At 71.7% G+C, this 25,681-nt stretch carries 18 protein-coding genes and 2 pseudogenes; 6 read left to right on the top strand and 14 right to left on the bottom strand.

All coding sequences use genetic code 11. The features are described 5' to 3' along the window. The 7 genes from NMN56_RS34505 to NMN56_RS34535 form a co-directional block, all read right to left on the bottom strand. Window positions 1–1,694 (bottom strand): alpha-amylase family glycosyl hydrolase (locus NMN56_RS34505; protein WP_283742535.1); only part of this gene is annotated, 1,694 nt, incomplete at its 3' end. 180 nt (window positions 1,695–1,874) lie between these two features. Next, complete coding sequence (locus tag NMN56_RS34510) at window positions 1,875–3,497, bottom strand: hypothetical protein (protein ID WP_274041346.1); 1,623 nt, start codon at window positions 3,495–3,497, stop codon at window positions 1,875–1,877. A 267-nt stretch (window positions 3,498–3,764) separates the two neighbouring features. Then, window positions 3,765–4,670 (bottom strand): SAM-dependent methyltransferase, encoded by a 906-nt coding sequence (locus NMN56_RS34515; protein ID WP_274041345.1) that lies wholly within the window; start codon window positions 4,668–4,670, stop codon window positions 3,765–3,767. Window positions 4,671–5,302: 632 nt separating this feature from the next. Further along, entirely contained in the window at window positions 5,303–6,613 is a 1,311-nt protein-coding gene (locus tag NMN56_RS34520; RefSeq protein ID WP_274041344.1) for a CaiB/BaiF CoA transferase family protein, read from the bottom strand. A gap of 23 nt (window positions 6,614–6,636) precedes the next feature. Further along, window positions 6,637–7,812, bottom strand: coding sequence for an acyl-CoA dehydrogenase family protein (locus NMN56_RS34525; protein WP_274041343.1), 1,176 nt, complete (start codon window positions 7,810–7,812; stop codon window positions 6,637–6,639). A gap of 3 nt (window positions 7,813–7,815) precedes the next feature. Continuing rightward, entirely contained in the window at window positions 7,816–8,649 is an 834-nt protein-coding gene (locus tag NMN56_RS34530) for an HpcH/HpaI aldolase/citrate lyase family protein (RefSeq protein WP_274041341.1), read from the bottom strand. Continuing rightward, window positions 8,649–9,167 carry a MaoC family dehydratase gene (locus NMN56_RS34535; protein WP_274041340.1) on the bottom strand — a complete coding sequence of 173 codons (519 nt, stop codon included), beginning with the start codon at window positions 9,165–9,167 and terminating at the stop codon, window positions 8,649–8,651. The genes NMN56_RS34530 and NMN56_RS34535 overlap by 1 nt, the downstream gene beginning before the upstream one ends. A 235-nt stretch (window positions 9,168–9,402) precedes the next feature. On the opposite strand from NMN56_RS34535, the gene NMN56_RS34540 reads away from it, so the two are divergent. Beyond that, on the top strand, window positions 9,403–10,131 hold the full coding sequence (locus NMN56_RS34540; protein ID WP_274041339.1) for an IclR family transcriptional regulator: 729 nt from the start codon (window positions 9,403–9,405) through the stop codon (window positions 10,129–10,131). Between the two features lie 479 nt (window positions 10,132–10,610). Next, entirely contained in the window at window positions 10,611–11,945 is a 1,335-nt protein-coding gene (locus tag NMN56_RS34545; protein WP_274041338.1) for an MFS transporter, read from the top strand. A 131-nt stretch (window positions 11,946–12,076) separates the two neighbouring features. On the opposite strand, the gene NMN56_RS34550 is transcribed toward NMN56_RS34545, so the two are convergent. From NMN56_RS34550 to NMN56_RS34560, 3 genes and pseudogenes are all read right to left on the bottom strand, one after another. Next, the gene (locus NMN56_RS34550) at window positions 12,077–12,841 is read right to left on the bottom strand and encodes a DJ-1/PfpI family protein (protein WP_274041337.1); all 765 of its coding nucleotides are present in this window, start codon (window positions 12,839–12,841) and stop codon (window positions 12,077–12,079) included. Next, window positions 12,838–13,824, bottom strand: coding sequence for a GlxA family transcriptional regulator (locus NMN56_RS34555; protein WP_430542789.1), 987 nt, complete (start codon window positions 13,822–13,824; stop codon window positions 12,838–12,840). The genes NMN56_RS34550 and NMN56_RS34555 overlap by 4 nt, the downstream gene beginning before the upstream one ends. 230 nt (window positions 13,825–14,054) lie before the next feature. Then, window positions 14,055–14,900, bottom strand: a pseudogene (locus NMN56_RS34560) (helix-turn-helix transcriptional regulator); the annotation flags it as partial. A 127-nt stretch (window positions 14,901–15,027) separates the two neighbouring features. Here NMN56_RS34560 and NMN56_RS34565 point away from each other — a divergent pair. After that, window positions 15,028–16,023, top strand: coding sequence for an aldo/keto reductase (locus tag NMN56_RS34565; protein ID WP_274041335.1), 996 nt, complete (start codon window positions 15,028–15,030; stop codon window positions 16,021–16,023). 154 nt (window positions 16,024–16,177) lie between these two features. On the opposite strand, the pseudogene NMN56_RS34570 reads toward NMN56_RS34565, so the two are convergent. Together NMN56_RS34570 and NMN56_RS34575 are read right to left on the bottom strand one after the other, a co-directional pair. Continuing rightward, window positions 16,178–16,801: pseudogene (locus NMN56_RS34570) on the bottom strand (MFS transporter); the annotation flags it as partial. Window positions 16,802–17,066: 265 nt separating this feature from the next. Next, the gene (locus tag NMN56_RS34575; RefSeq protein WP_274041334.1) at window positions 17,067–17,906 is read right to left on the bottom strand and encodes a TetR/AcrR family transcriptional regulator; all 840 of its coding nucleotides are present in this window, start codon (window positions 17,904–17,906) and stop codon (window positions 17,067–17,069) included. Window positions 17,907–18,079: 173 nt separating this feature from the next. Here NMN56_RS34575 and NMN56_RS34580 point away from each other — a divergent pair, with 173 nt between their 5' ends. Continuing rightward, complete coding sequence (locus NMN56_RS34580; protein WP_274041333.1) at window positions 18,080–19,276, top strand: FAD-dependent monooxygenase; 1,197 nt, start codon at window positions 18,080–18,082, stop codon at window positions 19,274–19,276. 12 nt (window positions 19,277–19,288) lie between these two features. Here NMN56_RS34580 and NMN56_RS34585 read toward each other — a convergent pair whose 3' ends face one another. Both NMN56_RS34585 and NMN56_RS34590 read right to left on the bottom strand, forming a co-directional pair. Then, entirely contained in the window at window positions 19,289–20,617 is a 1,329-nt protein-coding gene (locus tag NMN56_RS34585) for an MFS transporter (RefSeq protein WP_274041332.1), read from the bottom strand. 302 nt (window positions 20,618–20,919) lie between these two features. Beyond that, entirely contained in the window at window positions 20,920–21,561 is a 642-nt protein-coding gene (locus NMN56_RS34590; RefSeq protein ID WP_274041331.1) for a GntR family transcriptional regulator, read from the bottom strand. Window positions 21,562–21,717: 156 nt separating this feature from the next. Here NMN56_RS34590 and NMN56_RS34595 point away from each other — a divergent pair, with 156 nt between their 5' ends. Beyond that, on the top strand, window positions 21,718–23,955 hold the full coding sequence (locus NMN56_RS34595; RefSeq protein ID WP_274041330.1) for a hydantoinase/oxoprolinase family protein: 2,238 nt from the start codon (window positions 21,718–21,720) through the stop codon (window positions 23,953–23,955). Continuing rightward, a complete protein-coding gene (locus tag NMN56_RS34600) occupies window positions 23,952–25,676 on the top strand; it encodes a hydantoinase B/oxoprolinase family protein (protein ID WP_274041329.1) in 1,725 nt (574 codons plus the stop codon). Before NMN56_RS34595 ends, NMN56_RS34600 begins: the two co-directional genes overlap by 4 nt. Window positions 25,677–25,681 lie beyond the last annotated feature (5 nt).

The following is a 25,681-nucleotide window of genomic DNA, read 5'->3' on the forward strand; positions in this document are numbered from 1 at the left end:
GTCCAGGTGTGGTGGGTGGGGTGGCCGGCGAACGCGGGGTCGTAGCCGTGCCAGTCGGAGTTGAGGCGGACGCGCCAGAGGCCGCCGTGCGGGACGCCGAGGGAGTACGCGTCGTAGCCGCGGTTGGCGAAGTTGGCGACGACGACGGTGCTGTCACGCGGGCCTGAGCGGGTCCAGCGGTGGTAGGCGATCACCTTGTCGGTGTCGTTGACGTGGTGCACGTCGATGTGCGGGCCGCGCAGTCCTGCCGTGGTGCCGCGCAGGTCGCGGCGGAGTGCGATGAGGTCGCGGTAGAGGGTGACGAGGCCGGCGAAGCGCTCGGCGCGTGACCAGTCCAGGGGGTCCTGGTCGTCGAACCAGCGGTCCTCCAGGAACTCCTGCCCCTGGAAGAGCATCGGCGTACCGGGCGAGGTCAGCACGAGTGCGGCACCCAGCGTGGAGCGCTTCTTGGCGAACCAGGAGTCGGCGTGGCCCGGCCAGATCTCCTCGGGCACCCGCGCGTGCCCGTTGGCGACCTCGTCGTGGGACTCGGTGTAGACGACGCGGCGCGGCGCTGCGGGGGAGTAGCGGTGGGTGAGCGCGTCCCGTACGGCGTACATGTCGCGGTCGCGGTCCTGCGGAACGATGACCGCGCGCCGCACCGGATGCACGAACCCGGCGTCCCACTGCGCGTCGAAGCCGGCCCCTCCGGCCGGGGTGGGCTCGGTGAGGCGTGGATCGCCGCGCAGGTCCTCGGCGACGCTCAGCTTCCACGGCTGGCGGCCGTCGATCTCGTCGTTGACCCAGCGCATCAGGTTCCAGCCGTCCGGCAGCGGGGTGCCGTCGGCCTCGCGGACGTAGGCCGTCGCGTCCCAGCGCAGCCCGTCCATCCGGTATTCCTCCAGCCAGTGCAGCGCGTTGTCCCGCAGATAGGCGCGGACTTCGGGGCGCCCGTAGTCGGGGCGCGTGTCGCCCCAGGGGGTGCGGGCGCGGCCGTCGTTGTAGAAGTAGATGCCGCCGCCTTCGCCCTGGTGCCAGCCGTCGTAGCGCCACAGGAGAAGGTCGCCGGGGCCCAGGTGGTTGTAGACGACGTCGAGGAGGACGGCGATGCCGTGCAGGTGCGCCTGTTTGACGAGTTCCTTGAGCGCCGTCGGGCCACCCAGGTCGGTCTCGACGGCGAACGGGGCTGACGGGTTGTAGCCCCACGAGAAGCCGCCGGGGAACTCGGCTGCCGGCATCAGCTCGATCGCGTTGACGCCGAGCGCCGCCAGGTGCGGCAGCCGTGCGACGACGTCGGCGAAGCGGCCGGGGCCGCCGCCCGGCTCGTCGTTGAACGTGCCCACATGCAGTTCGTACAGGACGAGTTCGTCCCAGCCGGGAGTGCGGTAGTCCTCCGTTCCCGACCAGTCGAAGTCCGGTCCGGGCACGAGGGAGTCGCCCAGCGAGCCGGTCATCGCGGACGCGTACGGGTCCGCGCGCCGCAGGAGGGTGCCGTCGGCGGCGGTGATCAGGTAGCGGTAGGCGTCGCCGGGCTTCACCCCCGGCACCTCGGCGGCCCACCGGCCCCCTTCCTCCGCCGCGAGCGGGGTACCGGCTGCTGCCCAGTCGTTGAACGTGCCGGTCACGGCGACGGCCCGCGCATGCGGCGCCCATACGCGGAAGAGCACACCGTGGCCGTGCGGCAGGGGACCCATACGTACGCGGGCATCGTTCACCTTCGCGCTCCCTTCACGTTCACGTCCGCCGGCCCCCCGCAGCCGTCCAGGGGCCCGGCGCTGAGTGCTCGCGGACCGGTGTCGCGGGGCTCGCGGGCCGGTGTCGCGTGGGCTCGCGGTTCCGGTGACTGAGTGCGCGCCGGCCGGTGTGGGTGCGCCCGCGCCGGCCGGGGCGCCGGGTCAGCCGAACCAGAGGGTTCGCCGGAACACGTCCAGTGCCTCGTCGGCCCAGCCGATGGCGCGCAGGCCCGAAGTGACGTTGCCCGGTGGGCGGTTGATGAGCGTGTCGTGGCGGATGAGCCGGGCGAAGTCGACCCGTACGGGGTCGGGGCGCGTCGCGCCGTTCGGAGTGCGGAACTCCACCCCGGCCAGCCGCATCACGTCGATCAGCTCCTGCGCGAGGATGCCGTACGCGACGGTCGTCGGATGCACACCGTCCAGCGAGAACAGGCCGCCGTCGCTGCGCCGTGTCCCGTCGCTCAGCAGGAAGCGGGAGTTGGGCACCGGCGTCAGCGCGCTCAGCTCGTCGGGCAGCGGATACGGGGTCCACCAGCCGGGACGTGCGCGCGGGTCCTCCGCATAGCGGCGGGAGGCCAGCCGGTCCAGCAGACCGGCCGTGTCCATCAGGTACCAGTCCCTGCCGTCCTGCCGTGCCTGCCTGACGACCTCGGCCATGGCCTCGTTGTACTGGTCGATCGCCTCGTCGATGGAGCGCACCTGCTCGCCCGTCAGATGCGGGTCGCGGCGTACGTCGAAGTCGGAGTCGCTGATCCAGGGCCGCGTGTAGTACGGGAAGTAGCGCGAGCCGGGCGCCATCTTGCCCCGTACCCCGCGCGCGATGGGTGCGATCGTGACATGCGGTACGGCGCACCAGATGACATGCCGGGCCCGTATGTCCCGTACGGCGGCGGCCAGTTCGTCCAGTTCGACCGCGAAGTGCTCCGGCCGCCACACGGTGAACCGGCCCTTGCGGCGCAGGTCGTCGTAACCCTCCTCGCTCCACACGAGCTTGAGCTGGATGACGGAGGAGAGGGCGTTGTTCGCGCCGACGAACACGATCAGGGTTTCGACGCCGTGCTCAGGATCGCTGCCCTCGGCGCCGCCTTCGCCGCGCTCGGTCTTCGCACCGCGCCCGCTGCTCTCCTGCGCCGGGCCCGTCTGCTCGGACAGAGCCTTGGCCGCGCCGATCTGGGTGAGTGCGCCGGCGCCTGCGGGGCGGGTGGGCAGGGCGCGCAGTGCGGCGCGCTCGCCCGCGTCCCCGACCATCTGCTTCACCAGGTCGTCGCGGGGCGCCCCGATCAGCTTGCGGCACACGTCCGCCGACTTCTCCAGCGTGTCCCGCAGGTCCCAGCCGAAGACGGCCAGGTTGTGGTTGATGGCCGTCGTGGGGGAGGGGGAGGAACCGGGGCCCCGTTCCCAGTAGTCCTCCACCCGGTCCATGAAGCGCCGGGCCCTGAAGAGCGCCGGCGCCGTCTCCCACCAGTCGACCTTGCTGCCGTAGCGCTCCTCAAGGTCCCGCAGCAGCAGCTCCAGGTTGAGCGGCAGGCCCCCGCACCCCTCGTAACCCGGCTGCCGGAAGCTGTCCGCCCAGCCCAGCTCGTGCGCGATGATCCCGGGGTACGAGTCGTCCGTACGGAAGACCGCACAGCTCTGGAAGCCCTGGGTGAGGGAGTCCCCGATGGTCACCAGACGGTGCCGTGGCGTGCCGCGCCACGGGGTGGTGACGGGTATCCCCAGCCGGGGATCGCTGTACGGGCCGCGCGGGCCCTCCGGCGAGGTGGATGATGTGGCCGATGTCGTCATGGCGTGCCCCCGATGTCCTTGTGTCCCGCGTTTAGCAGAACGCGCGGGCCGTGGGCAGGGCTCCGGGGCTCAACTACGGGGAATCTACGACTCATTGCGGGGGCTCACCGGCGGTTGAGCCGGTTGAGCCGGTTGGGCCGGTTCGGCCGGTTGCGCCGGTGAGCCAGTTGAAGCCGGTCCGGTCGGTTCACCCGGACCGGCTCGGCCGATGAGGCCCCGTTGTGCCCGGCGAGGCCCGTTTGTGCCGGGCGAGGCCCCTTGTGTCCGTCAGGCCCGTCCGGTGGAACCGGGCTTGCGCAGGAGCAGCACGTGGTATTCGAGTTGGTCCTGGCAGAAGGCGCGGAACGGCGCCATGATCCGGTCCGTCTGCCGGGTGACCTCCTGGCCGTAACGGGCCTCGATCTCCTCGTGCTTGTCCTGGTAGAGCACGTACATCAGCTCACCGGAGATCCTCACGTTCGCGGTCATGTCCTCCACCCGTACGACGGTGAGGCCCGCGTTCCCGATGTCCTCGGCCAGCGAGGCGAAGGTGCCGGGGTCCCTGCTGGTCCACAGCTGCCGGTAGGCGGCCAGCCCGGCGGGTTCCGGGGTGCCCTGTACGGTCAGCTCGGTCAGCACCAGATGCCCTCCGGGCCGCAGCACGCGGTACGCCTCGCGCAGTGCGGCGGCGCGGTCGGACAGATGGGGCATGCAGTCGATGCTCCAGGCGGCGTCGAACGTCCCGTCGGGGTGGGCGAGTTCCATGGCGTTGCCGTAGGCGAACTCCACCCGCGCGTCGAGCCCCGCCTCCCGCGCACGCAGGCGGCACCTGTCGAGCTGGGTCTTGCTGACGGTGATGCCCGTGACCCGGCAGCCCACGCGCTCGGCGAGCCGCAGCGCCGGCCCTCCCGTACCGCAGCCGATGTCGAGCAGGTGCGCCTCCGGGCGGAGGCCGAGGGTGTCGATGAGGTGGTCGGTCTGCCGGTCCTGTGCGAGATCGGTGAGATCGATGAGCGTGCTGGCGGGATCACGCGTGCCGGGCGGCACGAACATCCCGATGTGCAGAGCCGCACTGCCCTGCGTCAGCTCCAGCATTTCCCCGAAGGTGTCGTACATCGCGCCGACTTCCTCGGGCGTGGGCACCGCCGCCGTGCTGCCCTGGTCCGCCATTTCGCCGTGGTCTGCCGTTGCCATGGGAGTGGTCCCTTCGCGTCGGAGGCACCGGCCGACGCTAGCGCCGATCCGGGGGCGCGGACAGGGCGCACGCGTGTGCGGTCCGCCGGAGCCGTCTTGGAGCCCTCGCCTGCCGCAGGGCTCGCAGTCTCGGAGGCCAGGCATGTGTTCAGCTGCCCTGGCGTCCTCGGGGAGGGGGGACCGCCATCGCGCCCGGGTTCGGCCGGAGGAACGTGGGGGTGCGCCACCAACGCCCTTGCGTGCGGCGGGTTTTAGGCGTCCAAGGCGAAAGGTGGGCAGGGGCGATCCCCTACCCGTCCGCGACCGCAGGGCGGACCCGCCGTGGCGCCAGGGCCTTGCTGTCACGTCGCAGCAACACGTGCGTCCCCACGAGGCACGCGAGGAACAGCGTCAAGCTGAGGCCGGCCCAGGCCACCGGTACGAACCCCTCACCGCTCATGAGGCGGACCGCGAGCAGGAATGCCCATAGCAGGGCCGCACCCGTGTGGAGCCAGCGGGCGGAGCGCAAGATCCTCCGGGTTCGTCGGGGGAGCGGATACGTGGTCCGGCGGCGGAAGGTCTTCATCGTGTTCAGCTACCCCTTCCGTGGCGGAACCCACCTGCCGGCTGTGGCGTTCAGCTCGCTGCTACGTTCAGCCGTCCGACCCCGCGTCCCCCGAATCCCCGGCACCGCGTGACCCCTCGGCACCCCCCGAGGCGCCCGCGGACCCCGCATCCCCCGCGGCCCCCGCCGCGAGCGCGGCGGTGATCGCGTGCTCGTTCAGGCCGGCTGCTCGCAGCACTGTGCGGGTGTCGGCGCCCGGGGGGCGGGGGGCTGAGTGGACCTGGGCTGGGGTGCGGGTGAGGGAGATGGGGGTGGTGAGGCCGTGGTAGCCGTCGTGTTCGACGACGGTGGCGCGGTGGCGGACCTGGGGGGAGGTCAGGGCCTCGGCGACGTTGTGAACGGGTGAGGCGGGAATGCCCTTGTCCAGCAGGGCCGTTGCCAGTTCGGCGCGCTGCCGGGCGGCGATGCGCGGGGCCAGTTCGGCGCGCAGTTCGGTGACGTTCCGTACCCGGTCGGGGTTGGTCGCGAAGCGTGCCTCGTCCGCCAGTTCGGGGACGCCGAGCAGGGAGGCGAAGGCCGCGAACTGGCGGTCGTTGCCGACGCCGATGAACAACGGCCCGTCGGCGGCCTCGAACGCGTCGTACGGCGCGATCGTCGGATGCGCCGAACCCGTACGGGGCCGCACGCCGCCGTCGGCGAGCCAGGACGCCGAGTGCGGGTGCAGCAGGCTGACGGCGGTGTCCAGCAGTGTGCAGTCCACGAGTTGGCCCAGGCCGGAGGAGTTGCGTTCGTTGAGGGCGAGCAGGATGCCGGAGAAGGCCAGGATGCCGGTCACCATGTCCACCACGGGGACGCCCACCCGCAGCGGCCCGCCGTCCGCCTCCCCGTTGACGCTCATCAGCCCGCCGTACGCCTGGAGCACCGCGTCGTATCCCGGCATGCCGCCCATCGGCCCGTCCGTGCCGAAACCGGTCACCCGGCAGTGCACCAACGCGGGGAAACGGGCGCGCAGTTCGTCGTCCGGGTAGCCCCACCGGGCCAGCGTGCCCGCCTTGAAGTTCTCCACCAGCACGTCGGTGTCCCGCAGCAGGGTGCCGAGGAGGGCGCGGCCCTCGTCGAGGGAGAGGTCGAGGACTATGTTCTGCTTGTTGCGGTTGAGGTTCTGGTAGTAGGCGCTGGTGGTCCCTGCGCCCTCGGGGCCCTGGTCGACGAACGGCGGCCCCCAGCCCCGGGTCTCGTCGCCCGCGGGCGGCTCGACCTTCACGACCTGTGCGCCGTGGTCGGCGAGCATCTGTGTGCAGTACGGGCCCGCCAGCACCCGCGAGAGGTCCAGGACCTTCAGCCCGCTCAGCGCCCCCTTCGGCGTCCCCGTCCCCGTCCCCGTCCCCGTCCCCGTCATCGGCGTCCCCGTCCCCGCCCCCATCAGTACGACCTCGGCAGGCCGAGCACGTGTGTGGAGACGTAGTTGAGGATCATCTCCTGGCTGATGGGCGCCAGCCGCAGCAGCCTGGCCTCTCTGAAGTACCGCTCCACGTGGTACTCCTTCGCGTACCCCATGCCGCCGTGCGTCTGTACCGCCTGGTCGGCGGCCTGGAACCCCGCGTCGGCGCAGAGCCACTTGGCCATGTTGGCCTCTCTGCCGCAGGCGAGGCCCTGGTCGTAGCGCCACGCGGCGTTACGTGCCATCAGTTCGGCGGCGTCCAGCCGGGTCGCGGCCTCGGCCAGTGGGAAGGCGACGCCCTGGTTCTTGCCGATCGGCCGGTCGAAGACGACCCGCTCATTGGCGTACCGCACGGCCTTGCCCAGAGCCGCCCTGCCGATCCCGAGGGCCTCGTGCGCCAGCAGGATCCGTTCGGGGTTCAGGCCGTCCAGCAGATAGCGGAAGCCCTTGCCCTCCTCACCGACCCGGCGCGAAGCGGGTACCCGCAGCCCGTCCATGACGACCTCGTACGAGGAGACCGCGTTACGGCCCATCTTGGGGATGGCACGCAGCTGTACGGCGTCCGAGTCCAGGTCGACCAGGAACAGGGACATCCCGTCGGTCGGCTTCTCCGCCTCCTCGCGCGGGGTGGTGCGGGCGATGAGGACCATCTTCTCCGACTGCCCCGCCTTGGTGATCCACACCTTGCGCCCGTGGACGAGATAGTCGCCCGAGCCGTCCTCGGCCCGCCGCGCCACGGTGGATATGCGGGTGGTGTCCGTACCGGCGTCGGGCTCGGTCACGCCGAAGCACACGTGCAGCGAACCGTCGGCAGCGCCCGGCAGGATCTCTCCGCGCAGCTCCGGACTGCCGTGCTTCACGATGGTGTTGAGGCCGAAGATCGTCAGGTGCATGGTGCTGCACCCGTTCATCCCCGCGCCCGAGGCCGCCACCTCCTCCAGGAGCAGCGCGGCCTCCAGGATGCCGAGCCCTCCGCCGCCGTACTCCTCGGGGATGGCCATACCGAGCCAGCCGCCCTCGGCGAAGGCGTCGTAGAACTCGTGCGGGAACTCCACCGACTGGTCCTTCTCCATCCAGTACTCGTCGGAGAAGGAGGACGCCAGATCCCTGACGGCCTTGCGGATGGCTTCCTGGTCCTCGGTGAGCTGGAAGTCCACTGGTCACTGCCCTTCGTGCGTGGTGGGTGCCGCGGAGTGGCCCGCGATGGCGCGGGCCTGGGCGAGCAGCGGGGCGTCGATCATGCGTCCCCTGAAGACGAAGACACCGGCCTCGCGTCCGGCAGCGGCCAGCACGTCGCGGGCCCAGGTGGCCTGTTCCTCCGTGGGCGCGAACCCGGCCCGGATCGCGGGCACATGGCTGGGGTGGATGCACGCCTTGGCGCGGAAACCCGAGTCGGCGGCCCGCACACTCTCCTCCCCGACGCCAGCCAGGTCCCCGATGGCGATGTGCACGGTGTCGATCGCGGGGCGGCCTGCCTCGCCCGCTGCCAGCAGCACCGTGGAACGCGCCTGCTCCACGACCGGGTGGTACCGCCCGTGCGCGTCGCGGGCGAAGCGGCCACCGAGGTCGGCGATCAGGTCCTCGCCGCCCCAGAAGAGCGCGGCGCAGTGCGGGGAGTGGGCGAGCGCACGCGCGTTCAGCACCCCGGCGGCGCTCTCGCACAGGGCCACGACCTCGAAGTCACCCAGCGCAGCGAGGTCTTCGGGCCCCGTCGCCTTCGGCAGCATCAACTGGCGGGCTCCGGCCCGGCGCATCGCCGCCACGTCCGCCTCGTGCCAGGGCGTGCCGATCGCGTTGACCCGTACGACCACGCGGTCGCCCAGCTCCGGCACGGCGTTCGCCACCTCGCTCCTGGCCCGCTCCTTGGCGTCCGGCGCGACGGCGTCCTCCAGATCGAGCAGCACGGCGTCCGCCGCCGCTGCCGCCTTCGCATAGCGGTCCGGCCTGTCGCCCGGGCAGAACAGCAACGCGGGCCCGTGGTCGAGGAAACCCATCAGTCCTTCGCCCCGCCTTCGCCGTCCGGGCGGCAGCGCATCAGTGCGGTGCGCCGCGCGGTGGCCACCGTCTCGCCGTGCTGGTTGAGCGCGGTGTGCGCGAACTCCACGATTCCCGTGCCGGCGCGTGAGCGTGACAGGCGCTTGCTGAGCACCTCCGTACGGGCGTACAGGGTGTCGCCCGCGAACACCGGCCGGGGGAAGGCCACTTCGCCGAACGCGAGGTTGGCGACTGTCGTGCCCTGCGTGAGCTGCCCGACGCTGAGCCCCACGAGCGTCGAGAGCGTGAAGAGGCTGTTGACCAGCCGCTCACCGAACTCGGTCCCCGCGCTGACGGCCGCGTCCAGGTGGAGGCTCTGCGGGTTCATCGTGAGCGTCGAGAAAAGGGTGTTGTCCGCCTCGCCGACGGTTCTCCCGGGGCTGTGCGCGTAGGTCACCCCCTGCCTCAACTCCTCGAAGTACAGCCCCCGTTGCTCGACCACTTCATGCGTCACATCGCTCGTTACGTCGTTCGTCACGCCGCTCACACCGTTCATCACGCGCTCACACCGCTCGCCGCTTTCCCGTCTCTTCGCCGCGCCGTCCCGCCGTCCCGCCGTCCCGCCGGGTCGCTGCTGCGGCTTCGTACGTCGCGCGGGTTCGTATATGCGATTCATGGATCGGATATACGGAACCTTACGAGGGTGCTCAGGGCCGGTCAAGGACGCGATACGGTTCGTGTATACGAACCCGAGGGCCCAAGGGGAGCAGTCCGTGAGCGAGCCCGTCGCCAAGGAGCACCGCACCGTCAGCCGTGTCACCGGCATCCTGGAGAGCGTCGCGCGCCAGGGCGGCGCGCGGATGCACGAGTTGGCCGAGGCCCTGGACGCACCCAAATCCTCGGTGTTCGGGCTCGTCAAGGGGCTTGTCTCGACCGGATATCTGACCGAGGAACGCGGCGTCTACCGCCTCGGGCCCGCACTCGGCAGCCTTCTGTCGCCCTCGGCGCCCGATGTCATCGAGGCGGCGACGCCCAGCCTGGAGGCGCTGCGCGACGAGTTCGGTGAGACCGCGATGCTCGGCACCGCCGTGGGTGACTCGCTCATCTACATCGCCGCCGCCGAATCGCAGCAGCTCATCCGGTATTCGGCGCCGCTGCGTACCCGCCGGCCGCTGTACCCGCCGAGCGCGGGCAAGGTGATCCTCGCCTGCCGGTCGGCGCGACGGCGCGACAGCTACCTCGACGCCGTGCTGCCCTCCGCCGTCGAACGGAAAGCCGCGAGGGACGAGTTGGCCCGGGTGTGGGCCGACGGTGTCGCCTTCAACCGAGGTGAGACGCTTCCCGATGTCAGCGCAGCCGCGCGGCCGATTCTCGTCCGAGGCGAGGTGCGGGGCGTCATCGCCGTCGCCGGTCCCACGTCCCGCATCCTCGACCGGCTCCCGGCCGTGGCCCGTGCGTTGACGGGCGCGGTGGAATCCGCGGCCGTCCGCCTGTCGGTCTAGGCCGCCTGGCGGCCCGGCCTGGCGGCCCCTGGCGGCCCGGCCTGGCGGTCTCGCGGTCTCGCGGTCTCGCGCCGGTTCTCCGCCCGCTTTTCCGTTCCTCCCTCCCCGCCGGGGCATCGGCGTGTGCCCTGCCCGTTCATGCGCCGCCCCCTCGCCCCTCAACCTGCTCGCCCCCAAGTGCCCGTGGCCTGCTGTACGTAGCTGCCCGGCCCGCCCCCTGTGCGTAGGCCGGGGAAGGCTCTGATGTGCGGGGCGGGCCCCGGACCTCGCCCCGCGATCCAGCTACCGGCCGCGGGCCCGCAGGAGGTGGCGGAGCCTTCCGGTATGCGTCCCCAAGGTCACGCATGCGCCCTCCACTTATGCCCCCGCTTGCCCGCTCCACCTCCCTTGACGCTGTCTCAAAGTGGCGCCTAGCATCCGGATATTCGACACGGCGTTCGCAAATACGAACGCTCCGTCTCATAGGCGAGCGGAGACCCATGGCCAGCACCCTGACAGGCAGCGAGACAGGACCGCCCCCGCCCGAAGTGCCGAAGAAGAGTCGGGTCGGGATGTCCGTGGTGGTCGGCTCCGCCGTCGAGTGGTTCGACTTCTATCTGTACGCGTCGATGGCAGCGCTGGTCTTCAACAAGGTGTTCTTTCCGTCGGGAAACGCGATGGCGGGCACCATGGCGTCGGTCGCCACCTTCGCTGTCGGCTTCCTCGCGCGTCCCGTCGGCGGCATCTTCTTCGGGATGCTGGGCGACAGGCTCGGGCGCAACAGGGTGCTGTCACTGACGTTTCTGCTGATGGGGATATCTTCCGGATGCATAGGTCTGCTTCCCGGATACTCCTCGATCGGAATTCTCGCGCCGGTCCTGCTGGTCGTGCTGCGGCTGCTCCAAGGGCTGGGCGCAGGCGCTGAGTTCGGCGGGGCCATTGCCCTGGCGTACGAGCACGCCGAGCCCGGAAAGCGTGGACGTCAGGGGTCCTGGCCCGCGCTCGGCGTGAACATCGGGCTGCTCGCGTCCTCGCTGACCGTCGCGGTGCTCACGAGCATGAGCGACAGCTTTCTCTACGGCTATGGCTGGCGCATTCCGTTCCTGCTGAGCTTCGGGCTCGTCGGTATCGGGTTCTGGATGCGCCGCCGCATTCCCGAGACACCGGAATTCGAGAAGGCGGTACGCGAGGCCCAAGTACGGCGTAAGAAGCGCAGGTCGCCGCTTGTCGAGCTGTTCCGGGGCGACTGGCGCGGACTGGCGGTCGTCATGGCGATCACCGCCGGATACAACGGCGTCAGCTATGTCTTCAAGACCTTCTCGCTCGCCTATCTCACCAGTTTCCGCGATGTGGAGGCCAGCGTCGGCTCCCTGGGCATCAGCATCGCGAGCCTCTGCGCGATCATCGTCGTGCCGATCGCTGGCCGCCTCGCGGACCGTACGGGCGCCAAGAAACTCGTCATCGCCGGCGCGGTGGCGACGGGACTGCTCGCTTTCCCGTTCTTCTGGCTGCTCGACACCGGCAACAGCTGGCTGATCTGGCTCGCGCTCACCCTCGCGACCGGCATCGTGGTCCCGCTGATGCTCTCGGCCCAAGGTGCCTTCCTGGCCAAGCAGTTCCCGACCGAGGTGCGCTCCTCCGGCCTCGGAACGGGCCGCGAGGTCAGCGGCGCCGTCTCCGGTGGCCTCGCGCCGCTCGCCGCCCTGGCCATCGTGCAGGCGGCGCCGGGGCACGCCTCCTGGGGCGTCTCGCTCCTCTTCGTCGTGGGCGCCCTCTTCATCGGCATCGGCGCCGCGTGCGACCAGAGCAAGCGCTACAGCGACAGCCTCAACTGACACGCCTCGGCCCGTCAGCTCTGCGCGGCGCGCGGCGCGCGGCACGTGGCGATCAGCGGGGCGAGGGCGTCACGATGCGCGTTCCGGTGGGCATTGGGGTGGGCGCTGAAGCAGAACGGTGCCGGCCTCGGCTACACCTGCGAGGCGGCGAGCAACCGCAGTGCCCTTTCCTTCAGTTGAGGGCCGGCCTCCGCGGCGTTGCCGGAGTCGAAGGGTGGCTGTGGGTCGTACTCGACGGCGAGCTGGATCGCTTTGGCCGTGTCGTCGTCCGCGATGAGGGAGGCGAGATACAGGGCCATGTCCACTCCGGCCGACACCCCGGCCGCGGTGATGATCTTTCCCGAGCGTACGTAGCGCTCCGGCACGTAGGTCACATCGAACGTGGAGCCGAGGTACTCGGCGGAAGCCCAGTAGGTCGTCGCCCGCCTTCCGTCCAGCAGCCCGGCCGCCGCGAGGACGATGCTGCCGGTGCACACGGAGGTCGTCCACTGGCTGTGCCGGTGGATTCGGCGGATCCAGCGCAGGAGCGCCTGGTTGTTCATCGCAGCGACGGTGCCGCGGTTGCCCGCGCCCGGCACGAGCAGAACGTCGAGACGGTCCACCTCGTCGATGGACCGCTCGGCGACCACGGCCACGTCTCCCGTATCGGTGCGGATCGCGCCGCGCCGCTCGGCGATCATCGTCACGGTCGCGTCCGGCAGCCGGGACAGCACCTCGGCAGGGCCTGTCGGGTCCAGCAGGCTGTAGCCGTCGTACAGCAGCATGCCGATGTTCGGCCCAGCGCCGCCCCGCCGAACGGCGTGCGCCGTCCCGGTCGGAGCCGCAGCCGTGGCGGTGAGTGCGGCCGTGGCCACGGTCCCGCGGAGTATGTTTCTGCGTGTCGTCGCATGCCTCATGGCCCGGGAGTCTTCTGCATCGGCGTGCCGCGCGCAGCCGGCATGTCCGGCATCCTGCGCATCCTGTCCCCGGTGACCCCGTAGTGGCCGAGGAACGCCTGCCGCAGCGTTTCCGCCGACCCGAAACCGCAGCGACGGGCGATCGCCGCCATGGACAGTCCGCTGGACCGCACCAGATGCGCCGCCGCTTCGGTACGCGCCGCGCGCACGGCCCGTGCCGGGGTCGTACCGAGGTGCGTGGTGAACAGGCGTGTCAGGTGCCGGGTACTGACTCCCGCCCGTGCGGCCAGGGTTGTGGGCGTGAGGTCCTCGGCCAGATGTCCCGCGACATGGTTCACCAGGTCCCGCACCAGCCGGTCCTCCGGGGGCGGAGCGGCCAGGAACACGGAGATCTGCGCCTGATCGGCCGGCCGGTGCAGATACGTGACGAGTTCCCGGGCGACGGCCCGGGCCAGCGTCGGGCCGTGGTCGTCCTCGATCAGCGCCAGCGTCAGGTCGAGTGCGCTGGTGACCCCGGCCGAGGTGTAGACGTTGCCGTCGCGTATGTAGAGGGGAGCGACGTCCACGGCCACGGCGGGGTGGCGCCCGGCCAGCCGCTCCCCCCACCCCCAATGGGTCGTGGCCCGCCGGTGGTCCAGCAGTCCCGCGGCGGCGAGCACGTAGGCGCCCGTACAGACGGAGGCCACCCGCCGGCTGAGTCCTGCCAGCCGGCGCACCTGGCCGAGCAGGCGCTCGTCCGACGCCGCGTCCTCACAGCCGATGCCGCCGACCACGAACAGGGTGTCCAGCTGCCCGGCGACCGTCTCCAGCCCCTGCCCCGCTCCCACCGGAATCCCCGCCGAGCTACGGGCGGCCCGACGGCCCAGGGTCCCCAGCTCGATGGAGTACGCCGGCTCGGCGCCGTACCGGTTGGCGATGTCCAACGCGCCGCTGGGACAGGCGATGTCGAGGATCTGCGCACCGTCGTAGGCGACGATCAGCACACGCCGCTTGTTGTCCATGCCCTGATACCAGCACACCCCGCAACGGCACTCGCGGGCGCGGCAGCGACGGTTCAAGACCGCGGACGGCTGTCCGTGTCCGTGTCCCTGCTCGTGTCCCCGCTGCTCGCGTCCCTGTCCGTGTCCGTTTCCGTGTGCGGGCCTGTGGACGTATCTGCGGGCCTGTCCGTAGATACGTCTGCCGATGCCTCCACCGACGTGTCCGCCGACGTGTCCGCCGACTCGGCGGGGAATTCCTCGATCCCGAGCACCCGCAGCAGCTCCAGCCGCTCGCGGGTCTCGGCGTCGGCCGGGGTGAGCACCAGCAGCATCTGTCCCTGGTCGGGAGTCATCAGGGTCTCGCAGTCCATCACCAGCCGGCCCATCCGGTGGTGCAGCAGGGTCTTACGGTCGGCGCGTCTGACGGCGACCTCGTGTTCGGCCCAGAGGCGGCGGAAGTCGGCGCTCGCGGCCTGCAAGCGGTCGATGAGTCCGGTGACCGTAGGGTCGCCCGACCTGCGTCCCGCGGCGGCGCGGAGGTCGGCCACGAGCTGGCGGGAGTGGTGCTCGCACTCCTCTGGCGGGGTGACGGCGCGGAGCGCGGGGTCGGTGAACCAGCGGTGTGCGAGGTAGCGCCGGTCGCCGGAGAGGCCGGTGTGGTCGCCCATCAGCAGGACGGCAGCCCGGTTCTGGGCGAGGGCCTCGCCCAGGTCGGACAGCACCACGGCAGGAGTGTCGCCGAGCAGGTCGAGCAACCGGATCAGGCCGCCACGGGCCATACGGGCCACCCCGTCGGCGGGCACGGGCCGGTGGCCTGCCAGGTGGAACAGGTGGGCGCGCTCGTCGTCGGACAGCCGCAGCACCCTGGCCAGCGCGCCGAGCAGCTGGGTCGAGGGCTGGCTGCTGCGGCCCTGCTCCAGACGGACGACGTAGTCGACGGACATGCCCGCGAGCATGGCCACCTCTTCCCTGCGCAGCCCGGCGGTACGGCGGCGTGGTCCGTCGGCGATACCGACCTCGGCCGGGCGGATCGCCTCGCGGCGGTGGCGCAGGAAGTCGGCGAGCTCGTCACGTTGCATGGCCCCATGGTCCCCCGCGGCGGCCGGGCCGATCCAGGGAGCGGCACTCCCATGATGAACGCTCCGCTCCCGTTCGCCGCCGCGCCGGCGCAGGGTGGGTGCCAGAGCGACGACGAAGGAGAACGTGATGCGGACACGAACACTGGGCAGCACCGGCCCGGCCGTTTCGGCGCTGGGCCTGGGCGCGATGGGCATGTCGGACGCCTACGGCCCGACCGACCGCGCGGAGAGCATCGCCACCGTGCACGCGGCCCTGGAGGCCGGCGTCACGCTGATCGACACCGGCGACTTCTACGCCATGGGCCACAACGAGCTGCTGCTCGCCGAGGCGCTGCGCGGCCGGGACCGGGACAGCTACCAACTGAGCGTCAAATTCGGCGCGTTGCGGGGTCCGGGCCACATCTTCAGCGGGACCGACGGCCGTCCCGAGGCGGTGAAGAACTTCCTCGCCTACTCGCTGACCCGGCTGGGCACCGACCACATCGACATCTACCGCCCCGCCCGGCTGGACCCCGCCGTGCCGATCGAGGAGACGGTGGGCGCGATCAAGGAGATGGTCGACGCCGGGTACGTGCGGCACATCGGCCTCTCGGAGGTCGACGCGGCGACGGTCCGCCGCGCGCACGCCGTGCATCCGATCGCCGACCTGCAGATCGAGTACTCGCTGATCTCCCGCGCGGTGGAGGCCGAAGTGCTGCCCACGCTACGGGAGTTGGGCATCGGTCTGACCGCGTACGGTGTCCTGGGCCGCGGCCTCATCTCCGGGCACTGGTCCGCGGGGCGGAACGGTGCGCCGGGCGACAGCCGCGGCTTCGGCCCGCGGTTCTCGCCCGGGAACGTGGAACACAACCTCGGCCTCGTGGAGGCGCTGCGCCGGGTCGCCGGGTCCAAGGGGTGCACCGTCGCCCAACTGGTCATCGCCTGGGTGGCCGCACAGGGCGAGGACATCGTGCCGCTGGCCGGTGCCCGCACCCGCGAACGGCTGGCCGAGGCGCTGCCCGCAATGCGGCTGAACCTCACGCCTGACGACCTCGCGGAGATCGAGAAGGCGGTGCCGCAGGGCGCGGCGCGCGGCGACCGGTACCCGGCCGCGTTCATGTCAGGGCTGGGCGTGGGGAACTGAGCCCGTCGCTGAACGCCGGCCCCCAGAGGGGTGGTTGGCAGCAAGCACGCCGCTGCCGACCCGGTCGTGGCGGCGCCGCCGGCCTCACCCCGGAAGGCCGTCGCCGACCCCGTCACGGGCCGGGGGCGCCGCCCCCTCGCGCCGGCCCTCGGTGGCCCTGGCGCCGTGCGGGCTCCGCGCGTGCCTCGGCAGGCACCAGCCTGAGCGCCGCGAGCAGGAGGGCGCCGGCCAGGAACACCGGGGCGAAGAACACCCAGCGCCAGCCGAGTTCGGTCAGCAGTCCGCCGATGACGAGGCCCAGCGAGAAGCCTCCGGCGCCCACGCCGGCGAAGACCAGCAGGGCCTTGTCGCGCCGCGGCCCCTCCGGATACGAGGTCGTGATGATCGACATGGCGGCGGGGGTCATGAAGGCCGCAGCCACGCCGGTGACGAACCGGGCCACGACCAGCGTCCAGCCGTTGGTCGCGAAGCCGCCCAGCATGGAGAAGGCCAGGAAGACACCGAGCCAGGTGAGGAACATCCGACGCCTGCCCAGCACATCGGCTGCCCGGCCGCCGAGCAGGGTGAAACCGGCGTAGCCGAGCACGTAGCCACTCATCACCCACGCCGCGGTGCCGGTGGTCAGGCCGAGGTCGGCGCGGATGGTGGGGACCGCAACGGCCAGCATGGCGACGTCACTGCCCTCAAGGAAGATCGTTCCGCACAGGACGAGCTGCAGGGCCCATGCCCGTCCGCCGTCGCGGTCCGCGGGGGCGGCGGGCACCGATGGGCTCTTCATCTGCCGAGCCGCTGGGTCGTCCGGGATTCACCGGCAACGGACCCTGTCCGTCCCGCAAGCCACACATGCCCGGCCACATCGCCCGTGCCCGCGCGGCCCGCGCGCAGAACCGTCCGCCCCTGAGCCTCCGCAAGCGCCATGGCCGTGACCGTATCGAGCAGCAGCGACCTGGGACACGCCCTTTTTCCCCGGGCCCGGGGGTTCCTGGATCCGGAGGTTCCCGGACCTGGAGGTTCGCGGACGAGTGCCGTGGGGGCGGTGCGAGTCAGTCGGTGTGGTCGGTGCCTTCGGTACGTTCCATGTGCTCAGCGCGTTCGGCGATGAGCAGGCCGAGGCCGTCCAGAATGCGTTCCAGTCCGAAGTCCAGGCCCTGGTCCCGGCCTCCTTCGGTGGCCGTCGCGGAGAGGGCGGCGCTGAGCGCGGGGAAGTCGGCGCCGTGGTCGCGCATCAGCCCGGCGAGACCGGCCGCGAACTGCTCCTCGGGGCCGTGCCCGGGTCCGTCCCCGGTGCTCTCCGCGCCCGCGGTCCGCTCCCCGCCCCCCGTGCCCTGTGCGTCCCCGGCGCTCCCCGCCGCCCCTGCCCCCGCCGCGCGGGCCTGCTGGGCGATCTCGCGTACGTGCCCCGTCAACAGCATGACGGCGTCCAGGCGTTCGGCGCCGGTCAGTCCTGTGCCGTCCAGGGCGGCCAGGGCCCGTTCGGTCCAGGCCAGTTCGCGGGGGCCGGTCACCCTGGGGCCCGGCATCGCGTCGAGCAGCCATGGGTGCCGCTCGAAGACGGTGACCAACTGGCGGGCCCAGGCGGCGAGTTGGGGCCGCCATCCGCTGTGTGGCCGGGCGGGTGGCGGCGGGGTCTCGCCCAGTGCGGCGTCCACCATGAGTGCGACGAGTTCGGCCTTGCCGGGCATGTACCGGTAGAGCGCCATCTTGGTGACGTCGAGCAGCCCGGCGACGCGCTGCATCGAGAGGGCCGCCAGGCCCTCGCCGTCGGCGACCCCGATGCCCGTGCGGGTGATCCGCTCCAGGGTGAGCGCGGGTTTGGGCCCCCGTGAGGGCTTCGTGGGTGCGTCCCACAGCAGCCGTACGGCCCGGCCTCGTTCGTCGCTCATCTCTGCGACCACCTCTCCCACTCGCGGCGGGCCGGCGGTCTCACGCCGGCCGCTCCCGCCCGGTGCGCCGTCCGGCCCCGCCGGGTCCCGCTTGCCGGGACCGGAAACTGTGTCTACCGTACACACAGAGAACAGTATCCGCCGGATACAGTTTCCAGGGGAGTGGTGTACGCATGAACAGAAACGTCCTCATCTCCGGCGCCGGCGTCGCGGGTCCAGCGCTTGCCTACTGGCTCGGCCGTTACGGGTTCAGCCCCACCGTCGTCGAACTGGCGCCCGCCCCGCGCGGCGGCGGGCAGGCCGTCGACTTCCGGGGCGAGACCCACCTGACCGTGCTGGAGCGCATGGGAGTACTGGAGGAGCTGCGCGGCCTCGGGACCGGCGGCAGCCCGATCACCTTCGTCGACGAGCGGGGGCGCGCACACCTGCGCCTGCCCGCCGAGTTCGCGGGCGGAGAGGTGGAGGTGCTGCGCGACGACCTCACCCGGGTACTGGCGGCGCACGGCCTCCCGTACACCGAGTACGTCTTCGGTGACACGATCACCCGCCTGACCGGGACGCGCTCCGGTGTACGGGCGGAGTTCCGGCACGGGGAGCCGCGCGAGTTCGGGCTCGTGATCGGCGCCGACGGCATCCACTCCCATGTGCGGCGCCTCGCCTTCGGCCCCGAGGAGCGCTTCGTGACCCATCTCGGCCACTACGCCGCGACCTGGGAGCTGCCCAACCACCTGGGCCTGGGCGCCGGTTCGGTCGCCCACACCGCGCCCGGCAGGTTCGCGGGAGTCGGGGGCGACCACCGCGATCCGGCGCGGGCAGCCGCGTTCTTCCTGTTCGCCTCGCCCCGGCTCACCTACGACCGCCAGGACCCCGAGCAGCACAAGTCCCTGCTCACCGGCGCTTTTTCCGGGCTCGGCTGGGAGGTGCCCCACCTTCTCGGGTCACTGCACGACGCGCCTCAGCTGTACTTCGACTCCCTCAGCAGGGCCGATGTCGGCACATGGTCCCGGGGCCGGATCGCGCTCCTGGGGGACGCGGCCTGCGGCGCGACCATCGGCGGCATGGGTACCGGAACCGCCGTCGTCGCCGCCTATGTGCTCGCGGGCGAACTCGCCCTGGCCGACGGCGACCACGGCGCCGCCTTCACCCGTTACGAGGACAGGGTGCGCCCCTACGCCGAGGTGTGCCAGAAGGGCGGCGAGCGTACGGGACGTTTCCTGGCGCCCGGCACGCGGACCGCCATCCGCCTGCGCGACACCCTGCTGAGCAGGCGCCCGGTCATGAACTGGATGCTCAGGGAGGGCCAGAAGATCAGCACCCTTCCTCTTCCCGACTACCCGGCGCTCGTGGAAGCGGGGGCCAAGAGCACCTGAGGCGGGCCGTGCCTACAGGGCGGCGCCGGTCGCGAGTCTGCGTGGTGCGGTCTCCCGTGTGGCGAGGACGACGCCGAGGGTCACCAGGGCAGCCGCCATGACGAAGAACGCGGGGGAGGCGGTGATGCCGGTCCTGGCCACGAGGAAGGTGACGAGGAAGGGCGCGGTGCCGCCGAACGCCGATACGGACAGGTTGTAGCCCAGCGAGAAGCCGCCGTAGCGCACACGCGTGCTGAACAGCTCGTTCATCGCGGCGAGCGTCGGGCCGAGGAACACGCCCAGGACGAGGCCGAGACCGGTGTGCGCCAGCACGGCCCACAGCGGGCTGTCGCTGTCCATCAGGACGAACAGCGGGTACGAGAGCGCCAGCGCCAGCACACACGCGCCGCCGAGTACCGGCCTTCTGCCCACCCGGTCCGAGAGCGCGCCGGCCGCCGGGATCACCGCGCAGGTGAGCGCCATGGAGATGACGGAGGAGACGGAGGCCAGCCGCGCTGTGTGGTCAAGGGTCTCCTCCTGGTAGGAGGGGATGAAGGTGAGGATCACGTAGAGCGCGGCGTTCTGGAACAGCGCGTATCCCGCGGTGCGCAGGATGGACCGCCAGTGGTGGACGACCGACTCGCGCAGCGGGTGCTTGGCGATCCCGCCCTCGGCGCGCATGGCCGCGAACTCGGGTGTCTCCTCAAGCCGGTTGCGGATGTAGAGCCCGATCATGCCCAGCGGCGCCGCCATCAGGAACGGGATGCGCCACCCCCAGCTCTGCATCTGCTCGGGTGTCAGCCCCAGGTTCAGCAGCAGTACGACCACCGAGCCCAGCAGGAAGCCCGCGATGCAGCCCATCTCGACCCAGCTCACCAGGTACCCGCGCCGCTTCGGCGGCGCGTACTCCGCCACGAAGGCCGAGGCGCCGCCCATCTCGCCACCGGCCGAGAAGCCCTGCACCAGGCGCAGCAGCACCAGCAGCACGGGCGCCGCGAGTCCTATCGAGTCGTAACCGGGCAGCAGTCCCGTGCACAGCGTGGCCACCGACACCAGGATGATCACCCACGCGAGGGTCTTCTGCCGGCCGATCCGGTCGCCGAGCGCCCCGAAGAAGATCCCGCCCAGCGGGCGTACAGCGAACGCGACGCCGAACACGGCGAACGAGCTGAGCAGCGCCGTCGTCGGGTCGCTGCTGGGGAAGAAGACGCCGCCCAGGACCGTGGCGAGATAGCCGTACACGGCGACGTCGAACCACTCGACGACGCTGCCGATGGTGGCGCCGACCGTCGCCTTTCTGAGCGTGGCCGGCGCGGGGGTGCGCTCCTGCCCGGGGACGGCAGGGGTGTGGACTGCGCTCACGGGTGCTCCCGGGGACGTACGGGCGGATTCGATGCGCCGGACGATACGTAATCGTCGGACGATGCTCAATAGCTACGCGGTTTCCGCGCTGTTAACGTCCGGCACTTTCGCGCGCCCCCGCAGTGCGTCCCCGCAGCGCCCCGCAGCGCCCCGCAGCGCCCCGCAGTGCCCCGCAGCGTCCCTCTGCGTGCGCCTCTACGTGCCCTTCTACGTGCCCTTCTGCGTGCCGTTCCGCGTGCCTCTCCGCATGCCTGGTCCGTGAGCGTGCCGCCCCCGCGCCTCCGCCTGACGGTGGCGCCGGATCAGTCCTCGTAGTCGTTCAGGAGTGCCTGTTCCGAGTCGGTGAGGTACGTGTCGAGGCGGGTGGCCGCGTCCTCGATGTCGCCGTCGCGCAGGGCCTCGGCGATCTCCCGGTTGCGTTCGAGGAAGGCGGCGTGGAAGACGCGGGTGTCGCCCATGTGCGCGTAGGCGAGCCGGAATTCGGCCAGGACACCGGCCATCATCGAGGACAGCCGCTCGCTGCCGGCGAGCGCTACCAGTGCCTCGTGGAAGCGGATGCTCGCCGCGGCGACGGCGTCCCAGCGCTGCTCGGCCGCCGCGTCGCGGCCCTCGGAGATCGCCGCAGCGAGCCGCCGCAGTCCGGAGGGCGTGAGCGTGCGGATGTGCCGCACGGCCGCGCACTCGACGATGCGCCGTACCTCGTACAGGTCGGCCACGTCGCGGCGCGAGAGCTGGCGCACGAAAACGCCGCGGCTCAGTTCGTGGACGAGAAGGCGCTCCCTGATGAGCCGCTGGAACGCCTCGCGCAGGGTGGACCGTGAGACGCCCTGCGCCTCGCGGACGCGTTCCTCTGAGAGCCGGGTGCCCGGCTTGAGTTCCCCGGCGACGATCTGCGCGCGCAGCTCGTCCGCGACTCTGCTCGCCGTCCCTGAGGACTCGGCCACGCCTGCTCCCTTCGCGGCCGTCCGGCGTCCACCGGTGGCCAGTTGCTCCCTGATCGGGTCGCTCTGCCGCCGCTGAGCCTACAGGTCGTCCGACGAAATCTTGCAGAATCGTCGGACGATCTGTAGCGTCCAGCCACCAGCTGACCGGAGGACCCAATGACCCACTCCCGCGCGCTCCGTGTCGGGGTAGACATCGGCGGCACGTTCACGGACATGGCGATACTCGACGACTCCGGGATCGTCGCCGTGGGCAAGACCCTCACCACGCACAGCGAACCCGCTGCGGCCGTCGAGGACGTACTGCGGCAGACCCTCACCGACCACCGCCTGGACCCCGCCGCCATCACCACCGTCGTGCACGGCACCACCCTCGTCACCAACGCGCTGATCGAACGGCGCGGGGCGCGCACCGCGCTGCTGACCACCGAGGGCTTCCGCGACGTGGTCGAGATGGGCCGCGAGCACCGCTACGAGCTGTACGACCTCGCGCTGGAGCTGCCGCGCCCTCTCGTGCCCCGCCATCTGCGGTTCGGCGTCAGCGAACGCGTGCTCGCCGACGGCAGTGTGGACACGCCTCTGGACACGGCGGCCGTCAAGCGGCTCGCAACGGAGCTGTCGGGCGCCGGTGTCGAGGCCGTCGCCGTCTGCTTCCTGCACAGCCACACCAACGGCGCGCACGAGCGGCAGGCCCGCGAGATCATCCGGTCCGTCGCGCCCGAACTGCGCGTCGCGCTCTCCAGCGAGGTCAACCCGGAGATCCGCGAGTACGAGCGCGCCTCGACCACCCTCGCCAACGTCTACGTCCAGCAGCTCGTCGAGACGTACCTGGAGGACCTGCGCGCCCGGCTGCGCGGACTCGGCCTGCGCTGCGACCCGTTGATCATGCTGTCCAACGGCGGTGTCGCCGCCGTCGACGTGGCACGGCGCTTCCCCATCCGGATGCTCGAATCCGGCCCGGCCGGCGGCGCGCTCGGCGCCGTCGCGTTCGGCAGGGAAGCCGGCAGGCCCGACCAGATCGCCTTCGACATGGGCGGCACCACGGCCAAGCTGTGCATGATCGAGGCCCATCGGCCCCTGGTCACCCACACCTTCGAGGTGGACAGGGTCTACCGGATGCGCGCCGGTTCGGGACTGCCCGTACGAGCACCCGTCATCGACATGATCGAGATCGGCACCGGCGGCGGCTCCATCGCCCGTGTCAGCCCGCTCGGCCTCATCACCGTCGGCCCCGACTCGGCCGGCTCGGAGCCGGGCCCCGTCAGCTACGGGCGCGGCGGCACCCACTGCACCGTCACCGACGCCGATGTCGTCCTCGGCTACCTCGACCCGCACCGCTTCCTCGGCGGCGACATGGCACTCGACGCCGACGCCGCGTACGCCGCCGTCAAGGAGCAGATCGCCGACCCGCTCGGCATCACCGTCGCCGAGGCGGCCTGGGGCATCCACGCGACCGCGGACGAGAGCATGGCCAACGCCGCGCGCGTCCACGCCATCGAACGCGGCCAGGACCCGGCCCGCCTCCCGCTGTTCGTCTCCGGCGGCAACGGGCCCCTGCACGGCCCCGGCGTCGCGGCTGCGCTCGGCTCGCCCTCCCTCGTCGCGCCCCCGGCGGCAGGCGTCCTCAGCGCGCTCGGCTTCCTCTCGGCGCCCATGTCCATCGACATCGTCCGCTCCCGGCACGCCACGCTCTCCACCGTCGAACACAGCAGCGCGCGGGACCTGTTCGCCGAGATGGAGCACGAGGGGGCCGAGGTGCTCGCCGCCTCCGGGGTGGATCGCGGGGACATCGTGCACGAACGCACCCTGGAGATGCGCTTCGCCGGCCAGGGCAACGAGATCGAGGTGCCCGTGCCGCACCTCGGCGACGGCTGGCGCGACGCGCTCGCCGCGAGCTTCGCCGAGCAGTACCGGCAGCGGTTCGGCACCGTCGCGCCCCGCGGAGTCGAGACGGAGATCCTCACCTGGCGGGTGGCGTCCCGCGGCCCCGACCCCCGCGCCCGCCTCCACCTCGCCGGGACGCGGGACGGAAGCGGCGCGCGTACCGGCGAGCGCGACGCCTACTTCCCCGCCGTGGGCGGCTACGTGTCCACGGGCGTCCACGACCGCTACCGGCTCGCGCCCGGCACCGTCCTCGAAGGCCCCGCGCTCGTCCAGGAACGCGAATCCACCCTCGTCGTCCCGCCCGGCGCGCGCTGCACCGTCACGGAGGACAGCAGCATCCTCGTCGAGTTCACGCCCGCCCCGGCCGAACGCGCCCCGGCCGAACGCGACCCGGTCCGGCACGATCCAGCCCGTCCGGACCAGCACGACCCGGCCCAGCCCGACCCAGCTCACTACGGCACGGCCCAGCACGGCCCGGCCCAGCGGGACTCAGCCCAGGGAGAAGACCGATGACCCAGGCCACCTCAGCCGACCCCGTCGTCGTCGGGCTGGTCGCCAACCGGCTCCACTCGCTCCTCGACGAGCAGCAGGCGGCCCTCGTCAACACCGCCTTCAGCCCCGTCGTCCGCGAGTCCCTCGACCTCGCCTGCGCCGTCTTCGACAGCGACGGCAACATGATCGGCCAGTCCTCCGGCGGCACCCCGGGACACATCAACGCCATGGCCACCGGCATGGAACACATCGTCGCCACCTACCCGCCGCACGCGCTCGCCGACGGCGACGTACTCCTCACCAACGACCCGTGGATGACGGCAGGCCAGATCAACGACCTCACCGTCGCCACCCCTGTCTTCCGCGAAGGCACCCTCGTCGCCTGGTTCGCCAGCTGCTGCCACTCGCCCGACATCGGCGGACGCATCCTCTCCGCCGCCGCGACCGAGGTCTACGAGGAGGGCCTGCGCCTGCCCATCCTCAAGCTGCGAACGGCCGAGGGCCCCAACGCCACCCTCGAAGCGCTCATCCGCGCCAACGTCCGTACGCCCGACGAGACCATGGGCGACCTGTACGCGCAGGTCGCAGCCAACCAGGTCGGCGCCCGCAGCCTCACCGCGATGATGGACGAGTTCGGCCTCTCCGGCATCGACGACATCGCCGCCGAGATCATGCGCCGCTCCGAGCAGGCACTCCGCACGGCACTGCGCGCACTGCGCGACGGCCGCTACGAGGCGCGTATGACCTCCGACGGCTTCGAGGACGAGCCCATCGAACTCGCCGTCGCCGTCACCATCGAGGGCGACCAGGTCTCCATCGACTACGCGGGCTCGTCCCCGCAGTCACGGCACGGCGTCAACGTCGTCCTCAACTACACCCGCGCCTATACGTCCTTCGCGGTCAAGGCGGCCCTCGCGCCCGACGTGCCGCACAACGCGGGCTCCTTCCGGCCCGTCCACGTCACGGCGCCGCGCGGCTCGGTCCTCAACTGCGTCGACCCCGCGCCCGTGGCCTCCCGCCATCTGGTCGGCCACTTCCTGCCCAGCCTCCTGTTCGAGGCGCTGCGCCCAGCCGTGCCCGGCGGGCTGCCCGCGACCAGCTCCGACGCGCTGTGGATGACGGTGTGGCGCGGCGGCGACCTGGCGGAACCGAGCCCCTTCACCCTCACCGTCTTCGGCGCCGGCGGCGTCGGCGGGCGCCCCGGCAAGGACGGCCTCAACACCACGGGCTTTCCCACCGGCGTACGGGCGGCGCCGACCGAGGTGCTGGAGACCCTCACCCCGCTCGTCCAGACGCGGCGCGAGCTGCGCCCCGACAGCGGCGGCCCCGGCGCCTACCGGGGTGGCCTCGGCCAGCGCGTCGAGGTCCGCCGCAGCGGCGGCAACGGCTGGACCGTCAACGCCAACATCGACCGCGTCGAGCACCCCGCACCCGGCGCCGAAGGCGGACTGCCGGGCGCGGCCGGAGACTTCACCGACACCGCGACCGGCGCCCGCCTGCCCCGCAAGCGCCTGGTCCGGCTCGCGCCCGAGGCACACGTACGCCTTCTCTTCCCCGGCGGAGGCGGCTACGGGCCCGCCACCGAGCGCCCCGTCGCACGCGTACTGGACGACGTGGTCAACGGCTACGTCTCCCTGGAGGCGGCCCGCGAGCACTACGGCGTCGACATCGAGTACACCGGCGACCCCGAGGCACTGGTACGCCCGCCGGAGTCGTACACCGTACGGGGACACACACGCTGACCGCG

The organism is Streptomyces iconiensis (genome assembly GCF_028657195.3).
Taxonomy (GTDB): Bacteria; Actinomycetota; Actinomycetes; order Streptomycetales; family Streptomycetaceae; genus Streptomyces; species Streptomyces iconiensis.